This is a genomic window from Streptomyces sp. NPDC031049 (genome assembly GCF_055571015.1).
The window spans coordinates 89,417-112,940 of record NZ_JBVIGC010000013.1 but is presented as its reverse complement, the minus strand read 5'-3'; the positions used below and the strand labels follow the sequence as shown (position 1 = coordinate 112,940).

Annotated in this window: 23 protein-coding genes and 3 tRNA genes; 13 read left to right on the top strand and 13 right to left on the bottom strand. The window is 73.1% G+C overall.

Features of this window, described 5'->3' with window-relative positions; all coding sequences use genetic code 11:
• Positions 1-282: 282 nt before the first annotated feature.
• Positions 283-807 (bottom strand): SSI family serine proteinase inhibitor, encoded by a 525-nt coding sequence (locus ACZ45Q_RS22475; protein WP_468264155.1) that lies wholly within the window; start codon positions 805-807, stop codon positions 283-285.
• Positions 808-980: 173 nt separating this feature from the next.
• Here ACZ45Q_RS22475 and ACZ45Q_RS22470 point away from each other — a divergent pair.
• From ACZ45Q_RS22470 to ACZ45Q_RS22425, 10 genes are all read left to right on the top strand, one after another.
• Positions 981-1,071: transfer RNA gene (locus ACZ45Q_RS22470), tRNA-Ser, on the top strand.
• 201 nt (positions 1,072-1,272) lie between these two features.
• A tRNA-Arg gene (locus tag ACZ45Q_RS22465) sits at positions 1,273-1,345 on the top strand.
• Positions 1,346-1,465: 120 nt separating this feature from the next.
• Entirely contained in the window at positions 1,466-2,377 is a 912-nt protein-coding gene (locus ACZ45Q_RS22460; RefSeq protein ID WP_468264152.1) for a DUF2797 domain-containing protein, read from the top strand.
• A gap of 81 nt (positions 2,378-2,458) precedes the next feature.
• Complete coding sequence (locus ACZ45Q_RS22455) at positions 2,459-3,436, top strand: amidohydrolase family protein (RefSeq protein ID WP_468264150.1); 978 nt, start codon at positions 2,459-2,461, stop codon at positions 3,434-3,436.
• A gap of 79 nt (positions 3,437-3,515) precedes the next feature.
• Entirely contained in the window at positions 3,516-4,256 is a 741-nt protein-coding gene (locus ACZ45Q_RS22450) for a response regulator transcription factor (protein WP_468264147.1), read from the top strand.
• On the top strand, positions 4,253-5,863 hold the full coding sequence (locus ACZ45Q_RS22445) for an ATP-binding protein (protein ID WP_468264145.1): 1,611 nt from the start codon (positions 4,253-4,255) through the stop codon (positions 5,861-5,863). The genes ACZ45Q_RS22450 and ACZ45Q_RS22445 overlap by 4 nt, the downstream gene beginning before the upstream one ends.
• Before the next feature lie 14 nt (positions 5,864-5,877).
• Complete coding sequence (locus ACZ45Q_RS22440) at positions 5,878-7,272, top strand: bifunctional glycosyltransferase family 2/GtrA family protein (protein ID WP_468264142.1); 1,395 nt, start codon at positions 5,878-5,880, stop codon at positions 7,270-7,272.
• Entirely contained in the window at positions 7,269-9,377 is a 2,109-nt protein-coding gene (locus tag ACZ45Q_RS22435) for an ArnT family glycosyltransferase (RefSeq protein WP_468264139.1), read from the top strand. The genes ACZ45Q_RS22440 and ACZ45Q_RS22435 overlap by 4 nt, the downstream gene beginning before the upstream one ends.
• Positions 9,378-9,483: 106 nt before the next feature.
• The gene (locus tag ACZ45Q_RS22430; RefSeq protein WP_468264136.1) at positions 9,484-10,998 is read left to right on the top strand and encodes an MFS transporter; all 1,515 of its coding nucleotides are present in this window, start codon (positions 9,484-9,486) and stop codon (positions 10,996-10,998) included.
• 73 nt (positions 10,999-11,071) lie between these two features.
• Complete coding sequence (locus ACZ45Q_RS22425) at positions 11,072-11,833, top strand: TetR/AcrR family transcriptional regulator (protein ID WP_468264133.1); 762 nt, start codon at positions 11,072-11,074, stop codon at positions 11,831-11,833.
• Between the two features lie 77 nt (positions 11,834-11,910).
• On the opposite strand, the gene ACZ45Q_RS22420 is transcribed toward ACZ45Q_RS22425, so the two are convergent.
• Together ACZ45Q_RS22420 and ACZ45Q_RS22415 are read right to left on the bottom strand one after the other, a co-directional pair.
• Positions 11,911-12,378 carry a PPOX class F420-dependent oxidoreductase gene (locus tag ACZ45Q_RS22420; protein WP_468264130.1) on the bottom strand — a complete coding sequence of 156 codons (468 nt, stop codon included), beginning with the start codon at positions 12,376-12,378 and terminating at the stop codon, positions 11,911-11,913.
• Positions 12,379-12,415: 37 nt separating this feature from the next.
• Positions 12,416-12,778, bottom strand: a complete 363-nt coding sequence (locus ACZ45Q_RS22415; protein WP_468264427.1) for an STAS domain-containing protein — start codon at positions 12,776-12,778, stop codon at positions 12,416-12,418.
• A gap of 228 nt (positions 12,779-13,006) precedes the next feature.
• On the opposite strand from ACZ45Q_RS22415, the gene ACZ45Q_RS22410 reads away from it, so the two are divergent.
• Positions 13,007-13,738 (top strand): ANTAR domain-containing protein, encoded by a 732-nt coding sequence (locus ACZ45Q_RS22410; protein ID WP_468264127.1) that lies wholly within the window; start codon positions 13,007-13,009, stop codon positions 13,736-13,738.
• A gap of 18 nt (positions 13,739-13,756) precedes the next feature.
• Positions 13,757-14,458 (top strand): GAF and ANTAR domain-containing protein, encoded by a 702-nt coding sequence (locus ACZ45Q_RS22405; RefSeq protein ID WP_468264124.1) that lies wholly within the window; start codon positions 13,757-13,759, stop codon positions 14,456-14,458.
• Here ACZ45Q_RS22405 and ACZ45Q_RS22400 read toward each other — a convergent pair.
• From ACZ45Q_RS22400 to ACZ45Q_RS22390, 3 genes are all read right to left on the bottom strand, one after another.
• A complete protein-coding gene (locus ACZ45Q_RS22400) occupies positions 14,441-15,262 on the bottom strand; it encodes a YceI family protein (protein WP_468264121.1) in 822 nt (273 codons plus the stop codon). The genes ACZ45Q_RS22405 and ACZ45Q_RS22400 overlap by 18 nt on opposite strands.
• A gap of 139 nt (positions 15,263-15,401) precedes the next feature.
• Positions 15,402-17,870, bottom strand: a complete 2,469-nt coding sequence (locus ACZ45Q_RS22395) for an MFS transporter (RefSeq protein ID WP_468264426.1) — start codon at positions 17,868-17,870, stop codon at positions 15,402-15,404.
• Positions 17,871-17,955: 85 nt separating this feature from the next.
• Positions 17,956-18,456 (bottom strand): MarR family winged helix-turn-helix transcriptional regulator, encoded by a 501-nt coding sequence (locus tag ACZ45Q_RS22390; protein WP_468264118.1) that lies wholly within the window; start codon positions 18,454-18,456, stop codon positions 17,956-17,958.
• A gap of 264 nt (positions 18,457-18,720) precedes the next feature.
• Between ACZ45Q_RS22390 and ACZ45Q_RS22385 the strand changes: the two genes are divergently transcribed.
• Complete coding sequence (locus ACZ45Q_RS22385; RefSeq protein ID WP_468264115.1) at positions 18,721-18,918, top strand: hypothetical protein; 198 nt, start codon at positions 18,721-18,723, stop codon at positions 18,916-18,918.
• Between the two features lie 301 nt (positions 18,919-19,219).
• On the opposite strand, the gene ACZ45Q_RS22380 is transcribed toward ACZ45Q_RS22385, so the two are convergent.
• The 7 genes from ACZ45Q_RS22380 to ACZ45Q_RS22350 all read right to left on the bottom strand — a co-directional run bounded on the left by ACZ45Q_RS22380 (position 19,220) and on the right by ACZ45Q_RS22350 (position 23,226).
• Entirely contained in the window at positions 19,220-20,146 is a 927-nt protein-coding gene (locus ACZ45Q_RS22380) for an RNA polymerase sigma factor SigF (RefSeq protein ID WP_468264112.1), read from the bottom strand.
• Positions 20,147-20,415: 269 nt separating this feature from the next.
• The gene (locus ACZ45Q_RS22375; RefSeq protein ID WP_468264109.1) at positions 20,416-21,267 is read right to left on the bottom strand and encodes an RNA polymerase sigma factor SigF; all 852 of its coding nucleotides are present in this window, start codon (positions 21,265-21,267) and stop codon (positions 20,416-20,418) included.
• Positions 21,268-21,468: 201 nt separating this feature from the next.
• A complete protein-coding gene (locus tag ACZ45Q_RS22370; protein ID WP_468264106.1) occupies positions 21,469-21,762 on the bottom strand; it encodes a Dabb family protein in 294 nt (97 codons plus the stop codon).
• Positions 21,759-21,938, bottom strand: a complete 180-nt coding sequence (locus ACZ45Q_RS22365; protein ID WP_468264103.1) for a hypothetical protein — start codon at positions 21,936-21,938, stop codon at positions 21,759-21,761. The genes ACZ45Q_RS22370 and ACZ45Q_RS22365 overlap by 4 nt, the downstream gene beginning before the upstream one ends.
• A gap of 94 nt (positions 21,939-22,032) precedes the next feature.
• Positions 22,033-22,117 (bottom strand) — tRNA-Ser (locus tag ACZ45Q_RS22360).
• Between the two features lie 66 nt (positions 22,118-22,183).
• Positions 22,184-22,615: a tRNA adenosine(34) deaminase TadA gene (gene tadA / locus ACZ45Q_RS22355; RefSeq protein WP_468264424.1), complete on the bottom strand. Its 432-nt coding sequence runs from the start codon at positions 22,613-22,615 to the stop codon at positions 22,184-22,186.
• Between the two features lie 71 nt (positions 22,616-22,686).
• Positions 22,687-23,226, bottom strand: a complete 540-nt coding sequence (locus tag ACZ45Q_RS22350; protein WP_468264422.1) for a tRNA adenosine deaminase-associated protein — start codon at positions 23,224-23,226, stop codon at positions 22,687-22,689.
• Positions 23,227-23,524: the final 298 nt, after the last annotated feature.

Here is a 23,524-nt window from a genome sequence, read left to right as displayed (position 1 = left end):
ACCGCCTGGGCCATCTTGCCAACCGGCCCGCGGCGTGTCACGCGAGGGAGTCTAAGGGCTGGGGAGCGGCCCGGGGCGCCGGATGAGGCGGAGGTCGCACGGGGAGGTGGCGTAGAACGGCTGACCGAGTCCCCTTCCGCCGCGGGACCTTCGCGGAACCTTCACGGCGCCCGCCCTGCCCCGTTTGCGGCCATCCACCGCTTCCACCGCTTCCACGACCGTTCGTCCACAGCCGTCCCCGCGCGGTCGGCAGCCACCGCCACCGGCGGCTCCCGGCGTCCGTCACGAGGCGCCGGACGCCGGCCGCAGGTCGGGCAGGAGCGGGACGAGGCGGTCCCAGCGGGCGATCTGGCAGCCGTCGCGCCGGTCGTACGTCGCGTCGACCGGGCGCCCGGCCCAGGTGCCGGTGACACGGGCGGTGGCCTCACCGCCGTACTGCATCGTGCAGACGCTGCCCTTCGGGACGGGCGCGAAGACGTCCTGGCCGGCGCGCGTGCTGCGGTCGACCGCGGCGCACGCGCCGTCCGGGTCGGGGTGGCTGCCGCCGCTGGGCCGGCAGCGCAGCTCGTACGTGCCGTCCATGCCCGGCCCGGCGCCCTCGACGGTGACGGTCAGGTGGCCGGCCTCGCGGACCGGCGGCGGCATGAGGGTTCCGAGGGCGCCGCCGGCGACGGGGCCTGCGGCGGTACCTGCGGCAGGACCTGCCGCGGAGTGGGGCGCGGCCATGGCCGAGGGTGCCGCGGACAGGGAGGTGAGGGCGGCGGCGGAGACGGCGGTGGCGCCGAGGAGGCGGGTGACCTGGAGCATGACCTGACTAACGCGCCGGCCCGCCGGACGTTGCGGCGCGCGACCGGGCGGTAACACCTTTGCTCTGCGGCCTGCCTGCCTAGTACCGTGGGGGGCGATTGGTGACAGCACGCTCGACTGTGTCATCATCGGCACGCAACGCTCGCGCTCGCATGCGAGAGGTTGTGTTGTCTGGAGGCGTCGCCTAGTCCGGTCTATGGCGCCGCACTGCTAATGCGGTTTGGGGCTTACACCCCATCGAGGGTTCAAATCCCTCCGCCTCCGCACAAGATCAGCGAAGCCCCGGCCCACCCGGCCGGGGCTTCGCCCGTTTCCCGGCCAGGGACCCGGCTCACAGGGCATTTATGCAGGTCACAAGGGGTGCGGCTAACGGATTTCACATGACGGCGGCAGTCATGTAATGTTCTTCCTGTCGCCGCGAGCGGGCCGGAAGGGCCGGGAGCGGCGGACAACAGAAAAAGACAAGCACTCGTAGCTTAACGGATAGAGCATCTGACTACGGATCAGAAGGTTGCAGGTTCGAATCCTGCCGAGTGCGCAGTAGACCAGAGGCCCTGTGGAGCGATCCACAGGGCCTCTGGCTTTTGCCTTGACTTCCTGCTCGTGATCGCCGCCGCGGGCGGGGTGTTGTCAGTGGGGGCGGCTACCGTCGGCGGGGATGGCACAGGCGTGGAAGTGCGTGGGGCTGCGGTGGTCGGCCGGTGGGCCCGTGCTGGTCTGGGACGGCGGGCGGCGCAGTGCGCCGGCCTGGGGGAAGCGGGTGGCCTTCGGGGTCGAGGAGGGGGGTGTGCGGACGTGCGTGGGGGCGCGCGGGCATGGGTGTCCGCTGCGGGCGGTGGTGCCGGGGCGGAGTACGGGGGCGAGGTGCGAGGAGTGTGCGCGGCTGGACCGGGCGCACTCCGTGGCCGCCGACACGATCGCCGAGGATCCGCGGCCGTACCGCGTCTATCTGGCGTGGTTCGGGCCGGGACTCGTCAAGGTCGGCATCACCGCGCTGGGGCGCGGGCCGGACCGGCTGCTGGAGCAGGGGGCGGTCTGCTTCAGCTGGCTGGGCAGCGGGCCGCTGATGGCCGCGCGGCGCACCGAGGAACTGCTGCGGGCCGCGCTCGGCGTCCCGGACCGGATCCCCTACGCCGCGAAGCGGGCGGTGCGGGCCGCGCTGCCGGTCTCGGAGGCGGAGCGGGCGGCCGAGATCGGGGAGCTGCATGCGCGGGCGAGGGCGCTGGGGGGCTGGCCCGAGTCGCTCACGCCCGAGCCGTTCCGGCCGGTGGACCACGTCCGGGTCTTCGGGCTCGACCGGCTCGGAGAGTCGGGCGGGGGCGCGGGTGGGGGCACTGTCGTCGAGGTGGTGGAGCTGGTCGCCGGCGGGGAGGTCGGCGGTGAGCTGGTGGCGGCTGCCGGGCCCGATCTGCATCTGGCGACGGAGCAGGGGGGTGTGGTGCTCGACACGCGGCTGATGCCCGGGTGGGGGCTGGTGCCCGCGGGGGCGTCAGGGGGTGGGGTGCTCTCCGTGCCGGTTCGGGCGGTGCGGGCGGCGAGTGGGGCGGGGGTGCAGGACGGGTTGTTCTGAGGAGTTGCGGGAGAAGGAGGGCGCCGGGCGTGGACGGGGGCCCGGGGGTGGGCTCATCGTGGGGGGATGTGTGATCAGGGGATGGGGCCTGACCGGTCGTCGGGTGCGGCGGGTGTAGCGGGGGCGGTGGGCGCCGGTGCCGGTTCCGGTGGTGGTGAAGTCGACGCGGTGCGGCGGTTCGCGGCGCGGCTGGGGCTGCCCGGACTGGTCGACGTGCACACGCACTTCATGCCCGAGAGCGTGCTGCGGAAGGTCTGGGGCTATTTCGACGCGCTCGGGCCGCTGACCGGCGGCATCGAGTGGCCGATCACGTACCGGAGGGAGGAGGACGAACGGGTCGCGCTGCTGCGCGCGTTCGGGGTGCGGGCGTTCACCGCCCTGCTGTACCCGCACAAACCCGGCATGGCCCGCTGGCTGAACGGGTGGGCGGTCGAGTTCGCCCGGCGGACGCCCGACTGTCTGCACACCTCCACCCTCTTCCCGGAGCCGGGCGTCGAGGCGTATGTGCGCGAGGCGGTCGAGGAAGGGGCGCGGGTCTTCAAGGCGCATGTGCAGGTGGGGGCGTACGACCCTGCCGACGTGCTGCTCGACCCCGTCTGGGGGATGCTCGCCGAGGCCGGGGTCCCGGTGGTGATCCACTGCGGTTCCGGTCCGGCGCCCGGGAAGCACACCGGGCCCGAGCCGATCGCCCGCGTGCTGTCCCGCCACCCCCGGCTGCGGCTGGTGATCGCCCACCTCGGCATGCCCGAGTACGAGGACTTCCTCGACCTCGCCGAGCGGTACGACGAGGTGCGGCTGGACACGACGATGGCGTTCACCGACTTCGGTGAGCGCCTCACCCCGTTCCCCCGGCGGGCCCTGCCCCGGCTGGCCGCGCTCGGGGACCGGGTCCTGCTCGGGAGCGACTTCCCCAACATCCCGTACCCCTACCTCCACCAGCTTCAGGCCCTGGAGCGGCTGGAGCTGGGCGACGACTGGCTGCGGGCGGTGTGCCACGACAACGGGGCGCGGCTGTTCGGGCTCGGCCGCGTCCCGCAGGGGCCCGTCGGAGCCGGCTGAGGCCTCGGAGCGGCGTTTCTCAGGGAAATCACAGGTTGGCGCAAGAGTGCTCTCAGAGCCCCTCGCCATCGTGACCGGCATGACCACGACCTCGCCCCAGGGGCGCACCGAACTGCTGAGGCCGGACGGGAGCCCCGTCCGGGTGCTTGTGGTGGACGACGAGCAGTCGATCACCGAGCTGCTGTCCATGGCCCTGCGCTACGAAGGCTGGCAGATCCGCAGCGCGGGGGACGGGCAGGGAGCCGTCCGGGCGGCACGCGAGTTCCGCCCCGACGCCGTCGTGCTCGACATGATGCTGCCCGACACGGACGGACTGAGCGTGCTCGGCCGGCTGCGGCGCGAACTGCCCGACGTGCCCGTGCTGTTCCTGACCGCCAAGGACGCCGTGGAGGACCGGATCGCCGGGCTGACCGCCGGCGGGGACGACTACGTCACCAAGCCGTTCAGTCTCGAGGAGGTCGTCGCCCGGCTGCGCGGCCTGATCCGCCGCTCCGGAGCCGCCGACCGCCGTTCGGAGTCGATGCTCGTGGTCGGGGACCTCACCCTCGACGAGGACAGCCACGAGGTCACGCGGGGCGGCGACAGCATCCACCTCACCGCCACCGAGTTCGAACTGCTGCGCTTCCTCATGCGCAATCCGCGGCGCGTGCTCAGCAAGGCGCAGATCCTGGACCGGGTCTGGTCCTACGACTTCGGCGGCCAGGCCAACGTCGTCGAGCTGTACATCTCCTATCTGCGCCGGAAGATCGACGCCGGGCGGGAGCCGATGATCCACACCAGGCGCGGCGCCGGTTACCTGATCAAGCCCGCCGCCTCGTGACCGCACGGCGACGGCCGCGCCCGAGGACCCTGCGGACGCGGCTCGTCGTCGCGTCCGTGGTGCTGATCGCGGTGGTGTGCGCGGTGATCGGCACCGTGACGACGCTGGCGCTGCGCGCGCACCTGTACGAGGAACTGGACGGCCGGGTGCGGGCGGTGGCCATGCGGGCCACGGGCGGCCCGGAAGACCACCGTCCGCGGGGCCCCGGCCCCCGCACCGGCCAGGACGACCCGCTCGGCTTCGTCACCATGGGCCCGCCGGACATCGGCACCATCGGGGCGACGGTGGAGGACGGCGAGGTCACCGAGGGCGTCCTCAGCGAGGAGAGCGAGGCCGCCGGGGCACCGCCGCAGGCCGTCGCCCTGGACGACGAGCAACTCGCGGCGCTCGCCTCCGTACCGCAGGACGGCACGGCACACACCGTCGACGTCCCGGGCGCGGGCGAGTACCGCGCCGCGTACCGGACCGGCGTCAACGGTGCCTTCTACGTCGCCCTGCCCACCACGACCGTGGCCGCCACCCTCCACACCCTGGTCCTCGTGGAGCTGTGCGTCACCGCCGCCGGCCTCGTCGCCGCCTCTCTCGCCGGCACCGCCATCGTGGGCATCGCCACCCGCCCGCTGCGCAGGGTCGCCGCCACCGCCACCCGTGTCTCCGAACTCCCGCTGCACAGCGGCGAGGTGCACCTCAGCGAACGCGTCCCGGAGGGCGAGTGCGATCCGCACACCGAGGTGGGGCGGGTCGGTGCCGCGCTGAACCGGATGCTGGACCATGTGCACGGCGCCCTGCACGCGCGCCAGCGCAGCGAGACGCGGGTACGGCAGTTCGTCGCGGACGCCGGCCACGAGCTGCGGACCCCGCTCGCCTCCATCCGCGGGTACGCCGAACTGACCCGCAGGGGCGGGGAGGAGACCGGGCCCGACACCCGGCACGCGCTGGCCCGCATCGAGTCCGAGGCGGCGCGCATGACGCTGCTCGTGGAGGATCTGCTGCTGCTGGCCCGGCTGGACACCGGGCGCCCGCTGCGGTTCGAGCCCACCGACCTCGTACCGCTCGTCGTGGACGCCGTCGGCGACGCCCGCGCGGCCGGGACGGAGCACCGCTGGCGGCTCGACCTGCCCGACGGGCCGGCGCTCGTGCCGGCCGACGCGGCCCGGCTCCAGCAGGTCCTGGTCAACCTGCTCGCCAACGCCCGTACCCACACCCCGCCCGGCACCACGGTCACCGCACGTGTGCGGCGCGGCCGGGGGGCCGGGCTGTGCGTGGACGTCGAGGACGACGGTCCGGGCATCCCGCCCGAGTTGCTCCCGCACGTCTTCGAACGGTTCGCGCGGGGCGACTCCGGCCGCTCCCGAGCCACCGGGTCGACCGGTCTGGGCCTCGCCATCGTGCGGGCCGTGGTGGGCGCGCACGCCGGGGCCGTCACCGTCGACAGCGTGCCCGGGCGGACCGTGTTCACGGTCCGCCTGCCGGCCCTCCCGCCGCGCCCGGACGACCCGCCCCCGCCGCGCTCGGACGACCCGCCCCCGCTGGACTCCGCCCCGCCCCCGCCCGCCCGCTCACAGGCCCGGCACAGCCTCACCACACGGGCGGAACAGGGGAGTTGAGAACAGTCGGTCGCATGCGAACCGACTCTTTCCCCGGCACCCTGCCGGCCCGGGAGCATCTCCCGGCCGCGGGGACCCCCACACCCGTCCTGGACGTCGTGGTGCCCGTCCACAACGAGGAGAGGGACCTGGCGCCCTGCGTCCACCGGCTGCACGAGCACCTCACGCGGACCTTCCCGTACGCCTTCCGGATCACGGTCGCGGACAACGCCTCCACCGACGCCACCCCGTCCGTCGCCGCACGGCTGGCCGCGGAACTGGCCGGGGTCCGCTCCGTGCGGCTGGAGCAGAAGGGCCGGGGACGGGCGCTGCGGACCGTCTGGTCGGCCTCGGACGCCCCGGTCCTCGCCTACATGGACGTCGACCTGTCCACCGACCTCAACGCGCTGCTGCCGCTGGTCGCCCCGCTGATCTCCGGCCACTCCGACCTCGCGATCGGCTCCCGGCTCACGCGCAGCTCCCGCGTCGTGCGCGGCGCCAAGCGGGAGTTCGTCTCGCGCACGTACAACCTCATCCTGCGCGGCTCGCTCCAGGCCCGCTTCTCCGATGCACAGTGCGGGTTCAAGGCGCTGCGCCGTGACGTGGCGGGGGTGCTGCTGCCGCTGGTGGAGGACAGCGGCTGGTTCTTCGACACCGAGATGCTGGTGCTGGCCGAGCGCGCGGGCCTGCGGATCCACGAGGTGCCCGTCGACTGGGTCGACGACCCCGACTCCAGCGTCCGCATCCTGCGGACGGCGGCCGACGACCTGAAGGGCGTGTGGCGGGTCGGCAAGGCGCTGGCCTCCGGTTCGCTGCCGCTGGACCGGCTCGCCCGGCCGTTCGGCGACGACCCGAGGGACCGGGAGCTGACCGGCGTACCGCGCGGCCTGGCCCGGCAGCTCGTCGGGTTCTGTGCCGTCGGCGTGCTCTCCACCCTCTTCTACTTGCTGCTCTACAGCGGTTTCCGGGCCGTGGCCGGGCCGCAGCCCGCCAACGCGCTCGCGCTGCTGGTGTCGGCGGTCGGCAACACCGCCGCCAACCGGCGGCTGACCTTCGGCGTGCGCGGGCGGCGCGGCGCCGTGCGGCACCAGGCGCAGGGCCTGGTCGTGTTCGGCATCGGGCTGGCGCTCACCAGCGGCTCGCTCGCCGCGCTGAACGCGGCGACGACCGACCCCGCCCACTCCACCGAACTGGCGGTGCTCGTCGCCGCCAACCTCGCGGCCACCGTGCTGCGCTTCCTGCTCCTGCGGGCGTGGGTGTTCCCCGCCCCCGCCGCCTCCGCGGCCCTCGCCGGCTCCGCGGCCCCCACCGCCTCCACAGGCCTCGCCGCCTCCGCGGCCCCCGCCGACCCCGCCGGCCTCCGCACGGCCCCGGCCCCGGTCTCGGCCCGTGCCCCCCGCCACGCCACCGACTCCAGGGACGAACGATGACCCTTCAGGACCACAGGACCCCCTCCCGGAGCGCCGCGCCGCGGACCGCCCCGCCCGCGGACCGCCCCGCCGACCCCCGCTGGGCCCGCCCGGCCCTCCTCGGCCTGCTCCTGGCCACCGGCCTGCTCTACCTGTACGGCCTCAGCGCCTCCGGGTACGCCAACTCCTTCTACTCCGCCGCCGCACAGGCCGGCAGCCAGTCCTGGAAGGCCTTCTTCTTCGGCTCGCTGGACGCCGCGAACGCCATCACCGTCGACAAGCCCCCGGCGGCGCTGTGGCCGATGGCGCTGTCGGTGAAGCTCTTCGGCCTGTCCTCGTGGGCGATCCTCGTCCCCGAGGTGCTGATGGGCGTGGGCACGGTCGCCGTCGTGTGCGCCGCCGTGCGCCGCCGGTCCGGCGCCGGGGCCGGGCTGCTCGCGGGAGCGGTGCTGGCGCTGACGCCGGTCGCGGCCCTGATGTTCCGGTTCAACAACCCGGACGCGCTGCTGGCGCTGCTGCTGGCCGTCGCCTGCCACCTCGTCGTACGGGCGCTGGAGGACGGCCGGACCAGGTGGCTGCTGTGGGCCGGCGTCGCGATCGGCTTCGCCTTCCTGACCAAGACCCTTCAGGCGTTCCTGGTCCTGCCCGCCCTCGCCCTCGCCTACGGCGTCTGCGCGCCGGTGCGGCTGCGGAGGCGGCTGGCGCAACTGGCCCTGGCGGCCGGCGCGGTCGTCGTCTCCGGCGGCTGGTGGGTGGCGGTCGTCGAGTTGTGGCCGGCCTCCTCGCGGCCGTACGTCGGCGGTTCGCAGCGCAACAGCTTCCTGGAGCTGACCTTCGGTTACAACGGCCTCGGCCGGCTCAACGGCGAGGAGACCGGAAGCGTCGGCGGCGGTGGCGGGCCCGGTGGGCGGGGCGGCGGACAGTGGGGGGAGACCGGCTGGGACCGGATGTTCAACGCCGAGATCGGCGGCCAGATCTCCTGGCTGCTGCCCGCCGCGCTGATCCTGCTCGTCGCCGGTCTGCTGCTGACCCGGCGGGCCGGGCGGACCGATCCGGCCCGCGGCGCCTTCCTCGTCTGGGGCGGCTCCCTGCTGACGACCGCGGTGGTCTTCAGCTGGATGGCGGGCATCTTCCACCAGTACTACACGGTGGCCCTGGCGCCGTATCTGGCGGTCGTGGTGGGCATGGGGGCGGCGGCCGTGTGGCGCCGGCGGCGCGAGCGGTGGGCGGGGCCGGTCCTCGCCGCGGCCATGGCGGCGACCGCGGTCTGGGGCTTTGTACTGCTCGACCGCACCCCCGGCTATCTGCCCGCCCTGAAGTGGGTGGTCCTCGTCGGCGGCCTGGCGGCCGCGCTGGGGCTGGTCTTCGCCGGGCGCGCGGGGCGGCGGCTCGGGGCCGTGGTGGCGGGGGCGGCGCTGGTCGCGGCGCTGGCGGGTCCGACGGCGTACACCCTCACCACGGTCCAGGAAGGCCACAGCGGTTCCATCGTCACGGCGGGCCCAGCTGGGGCGAGCGCGCGGGGCGGTCCCGGCGGAGGCGGCGCGATGGAGGGCGGTCCCGGGGGCGGCGGCTTCGCGGGCGGCGGCACACCCGGCGGGCCGACGGGCCGGGGCGCCCCGGGCGCCGGCCAGGGAGCACAGCGCACGCAAGGTGCGCAGGGTGCCCCGCCCGGCGGCACCGGTCAGGGCGTCCAGGGTGTCCGGGGCACCCCTCCCGGCCGTACCGGCGAGGGCCGCGGCCCCGGCGGCATGGGGGGTCTGCTCGGCGGCGCCGACGTCGGCGAGGAGGCCGTGGAGCTGCTGGAGGCCGACGCCGGCCGGTACACGTGGGTCGCGGCGGCGGTCGGCGCCCAGAACGCCGCGAGCCACCAGCTCGCCACCGGCGCTCCGGTCATGGCGATCGGCGGCTTCAACGGCACCGACCCCTCGCCGACGCTCGCCGAGTTCCAGGAGTACGTGGCGGACGGGAGGATCCACTACTTCGTCGCCGGCTCGGGCATGGGAGGCGGCACGGGCGGCGGCGACGGCACCGCCGCGCGGATCACCTCCTGGGTCGAGGCCACCTTCACGAAGGTCACGGCGGGCTCGGCCACCTTCTACGACCTGACGCGCCCGACCGGGACCTGACGCCCCGGACGTGACCACGACCGACCGCCGGACCTGACGCGCCCGGCCTGAAGCCGGGCCGGAACTGCGTTGTACACCGTATAGCGATCGCTATACGGTGTACGGCATGTCAACGTCCCCCCAGGAGAAGGTCCCGACCCGGCCCGAGCCCGCCCCGCAGGGGCACCCGCAGCGCTGGCTGATCCTCGGTGTCATCTGCCTCGCCCAGCTGACCGTCCTGCTGGACAACACCGTCCTCAACGTGGCCATCCCCTCGCTCACCGGCGAACTGGGGGCCTCCACCTCGGACATCCAGTGGATGATCAACGCCTACTCCCTGGTGCAGTCCGGTCTGCTGCTCACCGCGGGCAGCGCCGCCGACCGCTACGGCCGCAAGAAGATGCTGGTCACCGGGCTGGCGCTGTTCGGCGTCGGTTCGCTGGCGGCCGGCTTCGCGGACTCCACCGGTCAGCTGATCGCCGCCCGGGCGGGGATGGGCGTCGGCGGTGCGCTGCTGCTGACGACGACGCTGGCCGTGGCGATGCAGATCTTCACCCCGGCGGAGCACCCCAAGGCCATCGGCATCTGGAGCGCGGTCAACGCGCTCGGTTTCGCCTGCGGCCCGCTGCTCGGCGGATTCATGCTGGACCACTTCTGGTGGGGCGCGATCTTCCTGATCAACCTGCCGGTCGCGGCCCTGGGCCTGTGCGCCGTCCTCGCCCTGGTGCCCGAGTCGAAGAACCCGCAGGGCGACCGGCCGGACCTGGTCGGCGCCGTGCTCTCCACGATCGGCATGGCCTCCCTGGTCTTCGCGATCATCTCCGGCCCCGAGCACGGCTGGACGTCGGGCCGGGTGACAGCCACGGCCGCCCTCGCGGTGCTCGTGCTCGGGCTGTTCGCGTACTGGGAGAGCCGCATCCCGTACCCGATGCTCGACCTGCACTTCTTCCGCAACCGCCGGTTCACGGGCGCGGTCGCCGGGGCCGTACTGATCACCTTCGGCATGGGCGGCGCGCTGTTCCTGCTGACCCAGCATCTTCAGTTCGTGCTCGGGTACGGGCCCCTGGAGGCGGGCCTGCGCACCGCGCCGCTGGCGCTGACCGTCGTCGCCCTGAACTTCTCCGGGGTGTCGGCGAAGTGGATGGCGAAGCTCGGCACGCCGGTCTCCGTCATGCTGGGCATGGTGCTGATGTCGGCGGGCCTGGTGTCGATCGCGACGCTGACCGCCCACGGCTATCCCGGCACGCTGCTGGGGCTGCTGCTGATCGGCGCCGGGTGCGCGATCGCCAACCCCGCGATGGCGCACGCCATCATGAGCGCCATTCCGCCGGCCAAGGCCGGGGTCGGCGCCGGGATCAACGGCACGCTGGCCGAGTTCGGCAACGGGCTGGGCGTGGCGGTGCTCGGCGCGGTGCTGAACTCGCGGTTCGCGGCGCTGGTGCCGGTGGCGGCGGGTTCGCTGCCGGCGGCGGTGGCCCTGGCGGACGGCGAGGCGGAGCGGAGGGCGGTCGTCGAGGCGTTCTCCTCGGGCCTGGAGACCAGTCAGCTGGTGGGTGCGGCGGCCGTGTTGCTCGGCGGGTTCGTCGCGGCGGCGCTGCTGCGCCGGGCGGAGAAGGAGGAGGCTGGGACCGGGGCCGCCTGAGAAGCTCGTCCGGGGGCCCAGCCGACCGGTGTCCGAGAGGGAGAGCCGGTGTCCGAGAGGGAGAGAAGAAGCGATGGCCAAGGAAGGGCGCTCCGGGGCTGTCCGGACCAGTGTCTGGCTGGAGGGCAACCCCCGCCGCGGTGGACGGACCCAGCCGTCGGGGCTGGACCGGGAGCGGATCACGGACGTGGCCGTGCGGCTGCTGGACGCCGAGGGGCTGGCCAAGTTCTCCATGCGCCGGCTGGCCGCCGAGCTGAACGTCACGGCCATGTCCCTCTACTGGTACGTCGACACCAAGGACGACCTGCTCGAACTCGCCCTGGACCGGGTCTTCGGCGAGCTGGAGCTGCCCGTCGCGGACGCCGGCGGCGACTGGCGCGAGCAACTGGGGGCGCTGGCCCGGCAGTACCGGGCCCTGCTGGTGCGGCACGCCTGGCTGTCGACCCTGGCCGGCACCTTCCTCAACATCGGTCCCAACTCGCTGGAGTTCTCCAGCGCCGTCCAGCAGGTGATCCGCCGGTCGGGGCTGCCCGCCCACCGGGTGACCAGCGCGATCGCGGCCGTCTTCCAGTTCGTCTACGGCTACGGCACGATCGAGGGCCACTTCCTCGCCCGGGTGGCCGCCTCCGGGCTGACCGCGGACGAGTACTTCCAGCAGTCCATGGCCGAGGCGACACAGGCGCCGGGTCCGCAGGCCGCCGAGGTCCTCGCCGAGTCCCGGCGGATCATGGCGGCCCGGGGCGGGGACAACGTGTCGGAGATGCTGGAACGCGACTTCGACTTCGCCCTGGAGCTGCTCGTCGCGGGCATCGAGGCGATGGTCGCGCGCGGGTGACGCGGGGGCCGGGGCGACGAGCCCCGCGGGACCGCCGGACGGCGGCGCGGCGGCCCGGCGGCGCGCCGCGCCGCGGGTCAGTCCGTGGCCGGCCGTGCCGGGAAGCCGCCCGTCGCCACCGGACCCCACCGCTCGGGCGTGACCCTGATGATCGACTTGCCCTGCCGGAGCATGGCCGCCCGGTACTCGTCCCAGTCCGGGTGCTCCCCGGCGATGTTCCGGTAGTACTCCACGAGCGGCTCGACGGAGTCGGGGGCGTCGACGACCTCCGCGGTGCCGTCGACCTGGACCCAGGGGCCGTTCCAGTCGTCGCTGAGCACGATCAGGGCGACCCGCGGGTCCCGCCGCGCGTTGCGGGTCTTGGCCCGCTCCGGGTACGTCGAGACCACGATGCGGCCGGAGTCGTCGACGCCGCAGGTCAGCGGGGAACCCTGGGGGCTGCCGTCGGCCCGCCGGGTGAGCAGGATCGCCCGGTGCCGCGGGCGGACGAAGTCCAGCAGCTCCTCGCGGGACACCCGGGTGTTGGTCGCGATGTTCGGTGCCATGGCCGCAAGCCTATGACCCCTCCGCAGGGCGCCGGGGTCATGGGCGCAGCGCCTCCGCCAGGTTGTCGTAGACCGGCACGTCGCGGCGCAGCCCGGTCAGTTCCAGGACCCGGCTCGGCACGCCCTGCGGCGCCGCCACCACCCGGACCCGGACCCGGCCGCGCAGGTGGTGGTGGACGTCGCCGACGAGCCGCGCGCCCTGGGTGTCCATGAACTCGGTGCCGGTGAGGTCCAGCACCAGCACGCGCAGCTCCTCCGCGTGCGCCTCGGCCAGGGCCAGCACGCGCGGCAGCAGGTCGGCGGCGTTGCAGAAGTCGATCTCCGCGGGCAGCGGCAGCAGGGCGTAGCCGGGCGGGGTGCGCGGCTCGCAGGGGTCGCAGGGATGGGGGCGGAAGGTCACGGCTCTCACCTGACAGACGGTCGTCCGGATTCCGGCTAGGCCCCTTCCTGACCCGCTGCCCATTCCACCACGCCCGGTGCCCGATGCGGAAGCTCGGGCGGTCCGTCAGGCGGGCGTCACCGCACCGCAACCGAGCAGCTAGAGTGCTGTACGTCCTGTGCTCGCAGTCGGGAATGTGCTGCGGAGCTCTCCGACGCGCGGCTTCGGCCGTGCACGTTGAAGAGGTTCGTGGTGGCTGCGTCCGAATTTACTGATTTGCCGCTTTTCTCGGCGGGCTTCGAGCTGGCCGAGGCCCTCGCCGAAGCGGCACAGCAGCTGCACGACAGGCCCACCTCCAACGGCACCCTGCGTACCGCCGCCGAGCTGGCGGTACGGCTGCTGCCCGGCGCCGAACAGGCCGGTGTCTCGGTCATCGAGCGCGGCAACCAGCGCCGCACGCTCGCCTGGACCGACGAGGTCGTGCGCTCCGCCGAGACCCGGAACGGCGGGCGCGAGCCGCACCCGCTCTGGGAGCGCCTGTGGACGACGCCGGTGGTGCGGGTGGAGGACAGCGAGGCCGACGGCCAGGGCGACGCCCTCGCCGCCGTCGGGCTGCGCTCGGCCCTGTCCCTGCGGCTGCGCGCCGACCGGCGCCGGCTGACCGTGCTGACGGCGTACTCGCGCAAACCGCGGGCCTTCGACGACGACGTCACCCGCCTCGGCCGGCTGTTCACCACGCACGTCAGCATCGCCCTGGACTCGGCGGCGGAGCGCGAGCAGCTCAACGAGGCCATGCGCACCCGGGACCTGATCGGGCAGGCCACCGGCATCCTCATGGAGCGCATGGACGTCGACGCCGCCGGTGCCTTCGACAGCCTGGTGAAGGCCTCGCAGCGGGAGAACGTGAAGCTGCGCGACCTCGCCCGCCGCATCGTCGAGGCGCAGAACGCCCCCGGAACCCGGGGCGTCAACGAGCGATGACGGGATATCCGTAGGGTCATGAGACCCGACAGCTCCGACACGCTCGAGCAGGCCATGGCCCGCAGGCAGGGGCTCGACACCCTGCTGCGCGATCTCACCGACCGCGCGGTCCAGGAGGTGTCCGGTGCCGCCGCGTGCAGCATCACCGTGCGCCGCGGCGACCGGCTGCTGACCCTGGCCGGGAGCACGGGGCTGCCGCCCGGCCTGGACCTGCGCCAGTACGAGAACGGCTCCGGCCCCTGCGTGGACGCCGCCCAGACGGAGAGCCCCCGCTACTCGGCCGACCTGGCCACCGAGACCCGCTGGCCGGCGTACACCCGGTACGCGCTGGCCACCGGGGTGCGCTGCGTGCTGGCGCTGCCGTTGCGCGTCGAGGGCGAGACGGGCGCCGCCCTCAACCTCTACGGCCTGGAACCCGGCTCGCTGGACGACGGGCGGGAGACGGCGCGGGTCTTCGCCGACCGGGCCGCCCACGCGGTCGACGAGGCGCTGCGCATCGAGCGGCACAACGCCTCGGCCGCCGACGTGCGCACCGCCCTGCTCTCCCGCAGCGTCATCGACCAGGCCGTCGGCATCCTGATGGCCCGTGAGCGCATCGACTCCCGCGCCGCCATGGCCCGGCTGCGCACGGTCTCGCAGCGCCGCAACGTCAAACTCCGGGACCTGTGCAGCGAGCTGGTGGCCCGGATCGCCGACGGGTCCTCAGGCGGCGGGCAGTGATGCGCCCTGGACCGCCTGGATGTCCAGCTCGACCCTGAGGGTGGTGCCGATGGCGGCGACACCGGCCTGGAGGACCTGGTTGTAGTTCATCGCGAAGTCCTCGCGGCGCAGCAGGGCCGTCGCGCGGAACGCCGCCCGCGTGCCGCCCCAGGGATCGGCACCGGTGCCGAGGTAGGCCAGGTCCAGGTCGACCGGGCGGACGACGCCGTGCAGGCTCAGCTCGCCGTGGACGGTCCACCGGTCGGCACCGGCCGCGGACACCCCGGTGGAGCGGTAGGTGATCTCCGGGAAGCGCTCGGCGTCCAGGAAGTCCGCGGACCGCAGATGGGTGTCGCGCACACCGTTGCCGGTGTCGATGGAGGCCGCCCGGATCACCGCCTCCACCCGGGACTCGGTGACGTCGTCCGGGGCGATCTCGACGGTGCCGGAGAAGTCCGTGAACCGGCCGTGCACGCTGGAGATCCCCAGGTGCTGGGCGACCGCGGCCACGCTGGAGTGCGCCGGGTCGATGGTCCACGGCCCCGGCGGCGGCAGCTCGGTCCCGCCCTGCCGGGCCAGTGTCACCGAGCCGACCTCGGCCCGGCCGCTCGCGGTGACGATCGCGCTGGACGCGGCGGGCGCGTAGCCGACCGCCGTGACGATCACGGTGTACGCCCCCGGCGCCAGCGGTGTGGTGTCCCGTACGGCTCCCTCGGCGTCCGCCTCGGCGCGCAGCACCTGCGTGCCGGTCATGTCGGTCACCGTGACGACCGCGTGCGACACGGCCCATCCGTCCCTGGTACGGATCCTCGCGGTCAGTCCCATCCCGTTTTCTCCCTGGTCAACCTCGGTCAGGTGCGGAAAGCTCCGCCGAGCGTCATGAATCGGTCGCGAAGAACCGGCCCGCGGCGGCGTGCGCGCCCCCGAGTCCGGGGCGCGCAGGCCACCACGGGCCGTGGTGTCGCTACTCGCCGGGGTGGGCGAGTTCGATGTCGTGGCCGTCGGCGCCCGGGCCGGTGACCGTGAGGGCCGTGGCCACCGGCGGGTAGCCGGTCGCGATGACCGTGTACTCGCCGGCGTCCAGGTCGGTGAAGGCGTACGCCCCGTCCGATCCGGTCGTCGCCGTGCCGATCACGTTGCCCGCCGCGTCGACCAGCGTCACGCGGGCGTCGGCCAGCGGGCCGTGCGGCGCCCGGACGACACCCTGGACGCGGGCGCCGGTCTCCAGGTCTACCTCGACCCGGGTGACCCCGGTGCCGCCCACCTCGACGGGCAGGGCGCGCGGCCGGTACCCGGCGGCGTTGACCGCCACGGTCACCGTGCCCGGCACCAGTTCGGCGAGGGAGAACTCGCCGTGCTCGCCGCTGGTGGCGGTGGCCAGCAGATCACCGCGCACGTCGGTGACGACGACCATGGCGTCCTTCACCGGCAGCCCGGTCCCGGCCGCCCGCACCAGGCCGGTCAGCCCGCTGGTGCCGCTGAGCAGTACGTCGTAGGCGACCGGTTCGCCGTCGACGACGATCGTGGAGGCCTGCGGCTGGTAGCCGTCGGCGGAGGCGATCAGGACGTACGACCCCGCGCCCGGCGCGTCCAGCGTGTAGGAGCCGTCGGCCTGGGCGACCGACCGGCCCAGCTGCCGGCCCGCCAGCGAGATCAGCGTGACGGCGGCCCGGGGAACGGGTGCGCTGCCCTCACCGCGGACCTGCCCGCGCACCGGGACGCCGCCCGACCCGGACTGGTCGGAGCCGGCCACCGTGGCGACGGCGGCGAGCCGCTGGCCGGCGGTCGCGGCGCCCGACCCGGTGGCCGACGCGACGGCGGACGGCACGGCGGCCGGGACGGGCTCGGCGGCGGGCGTGGTGGCGGCCTCGGCCGGGGCCGGGGCGACCGGCGGAGCCGACTCGGCGGTGGCCTCGGCGGCCTGCGCAAGGGCGCCGGAGGTGCGCAGCGGGACCTCCTTGATGAACACGGTGACCAGGAAGGCGAGCAGGGCGATCGGCGCGACGTAGAGGAAGATGTCGGCGATGCCGTGCCCGTAGGCGCTCTCCAGCCACTCGCGGATGCCCGGGGGTAGCAGGTCCATGTCGGGGATGGCGCCGCCGCCGGAGGTCTTGGCGGCCATCGCCTGCTCCTGCGGGCTGAGCTGCCCGATGGTGTCCTCGGCGTAGTGGCTGATCCGGGTCGACATCACCGAGCCCAGCACCGAGACGCCCACCGCACCGCCGAGCGAGCGGAAGAAGGTCACCACGGAGGACGCGGCACCCAGGTCGCCCGGGGCCACCTGGTTCTGCGTGCAGAGCACCAGGTTCTGCATCATCATGCCGACGCCGAGGCCCATCAGCGCCATGAAGATGGCGATGTGCCAGTACGGGGTGTCGTAGCGCATGGTGCCCAGCAGGCCCAGGCCGGCCGTCAGCAGCACACCGCCGGCCAGGAGCCAGCCCTTCCACTTGCCGGTCCTGGTGATGATCTGACCGGAGACGGTCGACGACACGAACAGGCCGCCGATCATCGGGATGGTCATGACGCCCGACATGGTCGGGGACTTGTCCCGGGCCAGCTGGAAGTACTGGCTGAAGTAGACGGTGCCGGCGAACATCGCGATGCCGACGAACAGCGAGGCGAGCGACGCCAGCGTGATGGTGCGGTTCCGGAAGAGCCGCAGCGGGATGATCGGCTCACTGGCCCTGGTCTCGACGAACAGGAAGATCAGCGCCAGCAGGACCGAGCCGCCGACCATGACGCCGGTCTGCCAGGACAGCCAGGCGTACTTGTCGTCGGCGAAGGTCACCCAGATCAGCAGCAGGCTGACGGCGGCGGTGATGAAGAAGGCACCGGCCCAGTCGACCTTGACCTTGCGCTTGACGACCGGCAGGTTCAGCGTCTTCTGGAGCACGATCAGCGCGATGACCGCGAAGGGCACGCCGACGTAGAGGCACCAGCGCCAGCCCAGCCAGCTGGTGTCGGTGATGACGCCGCCGAGCAGCGGGCCGCCGACGGTCGCGACGGCGAAGGTCGCGCCCAGGTAGCCGGAGTACCGGCCGCGCTCACGCGGGGAGATCATCGCGGCCATGATGATCTGGGCGAGGGCGGCCAGACCGCCGGCGCCCAGGCCCTGGATGCCGCGTGCGGTGATCAGCATCGCGGGGTTCTGCGCCAGACCGGCCACGACGGAGCCGACGACGAAGACGATCAGGGCTATCTGGACCAGGGCCTTCTTGCTGACCAGGTCCGCGAGCTTGCCCCACAGGGGAGTGGAGGCGGTCATCGTCAGCAACGAGGCGGTGACGACCCAGGTGTAGGCGCTCTGGCCGCCGCCGAGGTCGTTGATGATCTCGGGCAGGGCGTTGGTGACGACGGTGGACGACAGGATGGCGCAGAACATGCCGAGCAGCAGCCCGGACAGCGCCTCCATGATCTGCCGGTGCGTCATCGCAGCGCCTGCGGAGGAGCCTCCCCCGTGCTTGGCATGAGCCCGCACACCGGCCGGTGTGGTCGTTGCCATGGACTTCCTTTGCTTACGTGGTGATCGCGGGTGTACGGGTGGACTGTTCGGGGACGGGCGGTGCGCCGGACCGGGCGGGTGCCGAGCGGCAGTCGTCGAAGCTCGCCCGCAGGCGGGTCATCAGCCGGGTGAGCTGGCCGACCTCCTCGTCGGTCCAGTCGCCCAGGCGGTGGGCGAGCAGCTGGGTGGTCCGCTCGGACAGCTCGTCGAGCTGGTCCCGGCCCGCGGGGGTCAGCCGCAGAATGCGCGAGCGTTTGTCCGCGGGATCGGGGGACCGCTCGATCCAGCCCCGGTCGGCGAGGTGCGCGACGTGCCGGCTGGTCACCGACAGGTCCACGGCGAGCAGCTCCGCGAGCTTGCTCATGCGCATGTCCCCGTACCGGCCGAGCAACGTCAGTACGGTGGCGGAGCCGCTGGGGCACTCGGCCGGCAGGATCCGGCCCAGCTCCCGCTTCACGGCGCCGAAGGCGCCGAACTGCCGGAGCAGCTCCTCGTACTGGGCCCTCCTGGCCATGCGCACCTCCCAGGTTTGTTGCTTAGGGCAACCATAAGAGCTGTTAGTTGCCACAGGCAAACAAAATGAGGGGTGGGTGCGCTAAAAAGTTGGCAAAGGCAAGTATTGCGACCGTAAACGCGCAGGTGACCGGGGGTGGCGGGTGGGTGGCGGGCGGCTGCTGGGCTGAGTGATGGGCAGGGGGCGCGGGCGTCGGGTGAGCGTCCCGTGGGCGCCCGGACCCGCGCTTGGGCGGCATCCGCGAGTTCGCTAGTGTCTCGGGCCATGGCTAACAACCAGGGCCCCCAGGGCAATTACGACCCCGCTGGCAGCACTCAGATGTTCCGCGCGTTCGTCGACGAGGGCGCCCCCCAGTCCCGCCAGGCGGCCCCCACCTCGTCGGGCCCCCGCGTCGGCGTGATCATCGGCATCGTGGCCGCGGTGGCGATCGTCGCGGCGGTGGCCTGGCTGGCGCTGAAGTAACCGGAGCCGCCTTCCCGCCCCCGGTCGGCCGTGGCGGTGTCACGGCGTGGCGGTGGTCACGGCATGGCAATGACCCTGGCGTGGCTGGTGGCCCTGGCACGGCGGCGGTCCGGCATGGCCGCAGGCGTCTGCCGGTGCGGCGCGGCCGTGCCGTGGGTCCGTACGTCCGTACGCGTGGCGGCCGCCGCTGGTCCCGGTCGGGAGCGGCGGCCGGTGGACGGTGCCTGGGGCCTGCGGATCAGGCCGGTCGGGGTGCTCGGGCTCCTCGGGCCGTTCGGGCTCTTGGAGCTGTCCGGGCCGGTCAGTCGGAGATCAGGCCCTCGCGGAGTTGTGCCAGGGTGCGGGTGAGCAGGCGGGAGACGTGCATCTGGGAGATGCCGACCTCCTCGCCGATCTGCGACTGCGTCATGTTGGCGAAGAAGCGCAGCATGATGATCCGCCGCTCCCGGGGCGGGAGTTTGGCCAGCAGCGGCTTGAGGGACTCGCGGTACTCCACGCCCTCCAGGGCCGTGTCCTCGTAGCCGAGCCGGTCCGCGAGCGAGCCCTCGCCGCCGTCGTCCTCCGGGGCCGGGGAGTCCAGCGAGGAGGCCGTGTAGGCGTTGCCGACCGCCAGGCCGTCGACGACGTCCTCCTCCGACACCCCGAGTACGGAGGCCAGTTCGCCGACCGTCGGGGAGCGGTCCAGCTTCTGGGACAGCTCGTCGGTGGCCTTCGTCAGCGCCAGGCGCAGCTCCTGGAGCCGGCGCGGCACGCGCACCGACCAGGAGGTGTCGCGGAAGAACCGCTTGATCTCGCCGACCACCGTCGGCATCGCGAACGTCGGGAACTCGACGCCCCGTTCGCAGTCGAAGCGGTCGATCGCCTTGATCAGGCCGATGGTGCCGACCTGGACGATGTCCTCCATCGGCTCGTTGCGCGAGCGGAAGCGGGCCGCCGCGTAGCGCACCAGCGGGAGGTTGAGCTCGATCAGCGTGTCCCGGACGTAGGCGCGCTCCGGGCTGTTCTCGTCGAGTGCGGCCAGCCGCAGGAACAGGGAGCGGGACAGGGTGCGGGTGTCGATGTTCGCCGAGGCCGGCGTGGCCGGGAAGTCGGCGGTCGGCAGTGTCGGTGCCGACGCGGCTTCGAGGGCCGGGACGTCATCGATGGGGCCGAGCGCGTCGAGCGCGTCGGGCGCGGTCTCGCTCTCCGCGAGCGCGAGCACCTTCGAGCTGCCCTGGTCTGCGGACATGCCACCCCCTTTGGGTCGCGGGACGGTCGCGGCCGACGTCCCCGCTGCGGGAACTACAGCCTTCACCTGAATACCGGAGCCGGGGCTCCGGCAAACGCGCTTCCCGCAGAATGTCACATGTCGGCAACGCGCTGTAGTGACATGTCGACATCCGAGACGCGAATCCGCCCTGGAAACAGGGGGTCTGACGGTCTTTCGGGGCGGAAATGTCGGCAACGGCCCTGGTGAGCGATTCGCTCGCGGCGGTTATCCCTCGCTCGCGCTTTCGGTTACGCGTCGATCCGGTTCGCCGACCTCAGCCGCTGGAAGCTCCGGGCGAGCAGCCGGGAGACGTGCATCTGCGAGACGCCGAGTTCGGCGCTGATCTGCGACTGGGTGAGGTTGCTGTAGTAGCGCAGCAGCAGGATGCGCTGTTCCCGCTCGGGCAGCTGCACCAGGAGGTGGCGGACCAGGTCGCGGTGTTCCACGCCGTCCAGCGCCGGGTCCTCGTAGCCGAGCCGGTCGAGCAGTCCGGGCAGTCCGTCGCCCTCCTGCGCCGCCTCCAGCGAGGTGGCGTGGTACGACCGTCCCGCCTCGATGCAGGACAGCACCTCGTCCTCGGAGATGCGCAGCCGCTCGGCGATCTCGGCGGTCGTCGGGGAGCGCCCGAAGGCGGTGGTCAGGTCCTCGGTCGCGCTGTTGACCTGGACCCACAGCTCGTGAAGCCGGCGCGGTACGTGCACGGTGCGGACGTTGTCGCGGAAGTACCGCTTGATCTCGCCGACCACCGTCGGCATCGCGAACGTCGGGAACTGCACGCCCCGGTCCGGGTCGAAGCGGTCGATGGCGTTGATGAGGCCGATGGTGCCGACCTGGACGACGTCCTCCATCGGCTCGTTGCGGGAGCGGAAGCGGGCGGCCGCGTAGCGCACCAGCGGCAGGTTGGCCTCGATGAGCGCCCCGCGCACCCGGTCGTGCTCCGGCGTGCCCGGCTGGTGCTGCTTCAGCTCCGCGAAGAGCACCTGCGTCAGGGCCCGGGTATCGGCCCCCCGGCTGCTGCGCTGGGGCGCGGCTCCCCGGGGCGGTGCCTCCGCGGGCGGTGCCTCCTGGGGCGGCGCTTGAGGCGCAGTACTGGCCGGCACGGTCAACTCCACCTCGTATCCGTCAACTCATCCGTCAAAAGCGGTCATAGCATCACAAGACATGTGCACTGTGTGCAAGCACCGCATAACGCCGTGTTGGGCACAAGAGGGTTGATAAACGGGCATAAAGCGCGAATGGCCCCTCGCCCGTCCCCGGTGCGGGGTCGGGCGAGGGGCCGGCGCGGGTACGGGCGCCCGGGCTCAGATCTCGTAGTCGGCGATCACCCACGTGGCGAACTCCCGCCACAGGGCCACGCCCGCCTGGTGCGCGGGGTGCTCCAGATAGCGCTTGAGGGCCTCCGCGTCGTCCACGGCGGAGTTGATCGCGAAGTCGTAGGCGATGGGCCGGTCGCTGATGTTCCAGGCGCACTCCCAGGAGCGCAGCTCGGGGATCTGGTCGCCGAGGGCGCGGAACGCCTCCACGCCCTTCACCACGCGCGGGTCGTCGCGCTCGACGCCCTCGTCGAGCTTGAACAGGACCAGGTGCCGGATCATGACTTTCCTCCGTTGGCGACCCAGGTCATGAAGTCGCCGATGGCCTTGGCGGCTTCGGATATGCCCTCGAACCCTACCTGGACGTACTCCGCGGCCTTCTCCGGGTCCGTGATGATCAGGTACAGGATGAAGACCACGAGCACATAGACGGCGATCTTCTTTGCGTTCACCGCCACCGCGGCCTCCCCTGTCGCTCCTGTCGCTGCTGTGCCCCGAGCGCTGCTCATGATCGCACGAAGGGCCCCGTCTTTCGACGGGGCCCTTCCCAAGCGGTAGCGGAGGGATTTGAACCCTCGGTGACTTGCGCCACACTCGCTTTCGAGGCGAGCTCCTTCGGCCGCTCGGACACGCTACCGAGGGAGACCTTACAGCAAGGTGCGGCATGGTTCTAAATCGGTATCCGCGCCCCGGCCCGAGCCGGTCACCGGTCGCGGAAGAAGTCCGTGAGGAGCCGGGCGCAGTCGGCGGCCAGCACCCCCTCGATCACCTCGGGCCGGTGGTTGAGCCGCCGGTCGCGGACGACGTCCCACAGGGAGCCGGTCGCGCCCGCCTTCTCGTCGCGGGCCCCGTAGACCACCCGGTCCACGCGGGCCTGCACCAGCGCGCCCGCGCACATGGTGCAGGGCTCCAGGGTGACGACGAGCGTGCAGCCCGTCAGCCGCCACTCGCCGAGCCGCTCGGCGGCCCGCCGGATCGCCAGCACCTCGGCGTGCGCGGTCGGGTCGCCGGTGGCCTCGCGCTCGTTGTGCCCGGTGGCGAGGACCGTGCGGCCGTCCGGGGACAGGACGACGGCACCCACCGGGACGTCCCCGCCCCCGGGCGCCCGCCGTGCCTCGTCGAGGGCACGGCGCATCGCGGGCCGCCAGGGGTCGCGCACCGGGTCCGGCGGCCCGTCTCCTCGGTTCTGCGCGGTCGGCGGTGCGGTCAGCGGACGGTCTCCAGTACCTCGGAGGCGCCCAGGGACTCGGCGATCTCGCTGAGCGCGTCGTGGGCCATCGAGCGCAGCTCCTTCTCGCTCACCCCCAGGTCGTCCAGGATCTCGGCGTCGCCCACCGGGCCGTGCGGCACGGTGGACTCGGCGGCACCGGCGTCCGCGTCGCCGTCGTCGGCGCCGTCCTCCGGTTCGCCGTCCTCGGTGCCGTCGAGGTCGAGGGCGTCGAGGTCGGGGCCGTCGTCACCGGGCTCCCGGCCGAGCAGTTCGTCGGTGAGCAGGATCTCGCCGTAGCTGCTGCGGGCAGCGGCCGCGGCGTCGGAGACATAGATACGAGGGTCCTCCTCGCCGTCCACGCGGACGACACCGAACCACCCGTCCTCCTGCTCGATCAGCACGAGCACCGTGTCCTCGTCCGGAGATGCCTCCCGGGCCAGGTCGGCCAGATCCGACAGGGTCTCCACATCGTCGAGCTCCGTGTCGCTCGCTTCCCACCCGTCTTCGGTGCGCGCGAGCAGTGCGGCGAAGTACACCGTGACTCTCCCACTGGTCATAGGCGTGCCGGTTGGGGGTCCCCCCGGCGGAGGTTGCGGGCGGGGAGAGCGGGCTCCGCGCCCCACCCACTCGGAATCGTGGCAGAAACCGGGCCGTCAGGGGATGTCTTCGGCTCCCTGTGTCCGGCTGTTTCGACCACGTGCCCGCGGGCGGGTCCGCGAGGGGCGCCGGTGAAGGCGTCCCGATGGGGTTCACCAGCGCACTCTTGCCGCCGTCTGCGGATCGTACGCGGGATTCCGCCGCGTCCGCGGATGCCCTGCCGGTCGGCCCGGCGCG

Excerpts from the sequence above, each read along its gene's own strand:
- ACZ45Q_RS22475 (WP_468264155.1), bottom strand. The coding sequence starts at position 807 with ATGCTCCAGGTCACCCGCCTCCTCGGCGCCACCGCCGTCTCCGCCGCC.
- ACZ45Q_RS22460 (WP_468264152.1), top strand. The coding sequence starts at position 1,466 with ATGGCACAGGCGTGGAAGTGCGTGGGGCTGCGGTGGTCGGCCGGTGGG.
- ACZ45Q_RS22455 (WP_468264150.1), top strand. The coding sequence starts at position 2,459 with ATGGGGCCTGACCGGTCGTCGGGTGCGGCGGGTGTAGCGGGGGCGGTG.
- ACZ45Q_RS22450 (WP_468264147.1), top strand. The coding sequence starts at position 3,516 with ATGACCACGACCTCGCCCCAGGGGCGCACCGAACTGCTGAGGCCGGAC.
- ACZ45Q_RS22440 (WP_468264142.1), top strand. The coding sequence starts at position 5,878 with ATGCGAACCGACTCTTTCCCCGGCACCCTGCCGGCCCGGGAGCATCTC.
- ACZ45Q_RS22435 (WP_468264139.1), top strand. The coding sequence starts at position 7,269 with ATGACCCTTCAGGACCACAGGACCCCCTCCCGGAGCGCCGCGCCGCGG.
- ACZ45Q_RS22430 (WP_468264136.1), top strand. The coding sequence starts at position 9,484 with ATGTCAACGTCCCCCCAGGAGAAGGTCCCGACCCGGCCCGAGCCCGCC.
- ACZ45Q_RS22425 (WP_468264133.1), top strand. The coding sequence starts at position 11,072 with ATGGCCAAGGAAGGGCGCTCCGGGGCTGTCCGGACCAGTGTCTGGCTG.
- ACZ45Q_RS22420 (WP_468264130.1), bottom strand. The coding sequence starts at position 12,378 with ATGGCACCGAACATCGCGACCAACACCCGGGTGTCCCGCGAGGAGCTG.
- ACZ45Q_RS22405 (WP_468264124.1), top strand. The coding sequence starts at position 13,757 with ATGAGACCCGACAGCTCCGACACGCTCGAGCAGGCCATGGCCCGCAGG.
- ACZ45Q_RS22400 (WP_468264121.1), bottom strand. The coding sequence starts at position 15,262 with ATGGGACTGACCGCGAGGATCCGTACCAGGGACGGATGGGCCGTGTCG.
- ACZ45Q_RS22395 (WP_468264426.1), bottom strand. The coding sequence starts at position 17,870 with ATGACGCACCGGCAGATCATGGAGGCGCTGTCCGGGCTGCTGCTCGGC.
- ACZ45Q_RS22390 (WP_468264118.1), bottom strand. The coding sequence starts at position 18,456 with ATGGCCAGGAGGGCCCAGTACGAGGAGCTGCTCCGGCAGTTCGGCGCC.
- ACZ45Q_RS22385 (WP_468264115.1), top strand. The coding sequence starts at position 18,721 with ATGGCTAACAACCAGGGCCCCCAGGGCAATTACGACCCCGCTGGCAGC.
- ACZ45Q_RS22380 (WP_468264112.1), bottom strand. The coding sequence starts at position 20,146 with ATGTCCGCAGACCAGGGCAGCTCGAAGGTGCTCGCGCTCGCGGAGAGC.
- ACZ45Q_RS22370 (WP_468264106.1), bottom strand. The coding sequence starts at position 21,762 with ATGATCCGGCACCTGGTCCTGTTCAAGCTCGACGAGGGCGTCGAGCGC.
- tadA (WP_468264424.1), bottom strand. The coding sequence starts at position 22,615 with ATGCGCCGTGCCCTCGACGAGGCACGGCGGGCGCCCGGGGGCGGGGAC.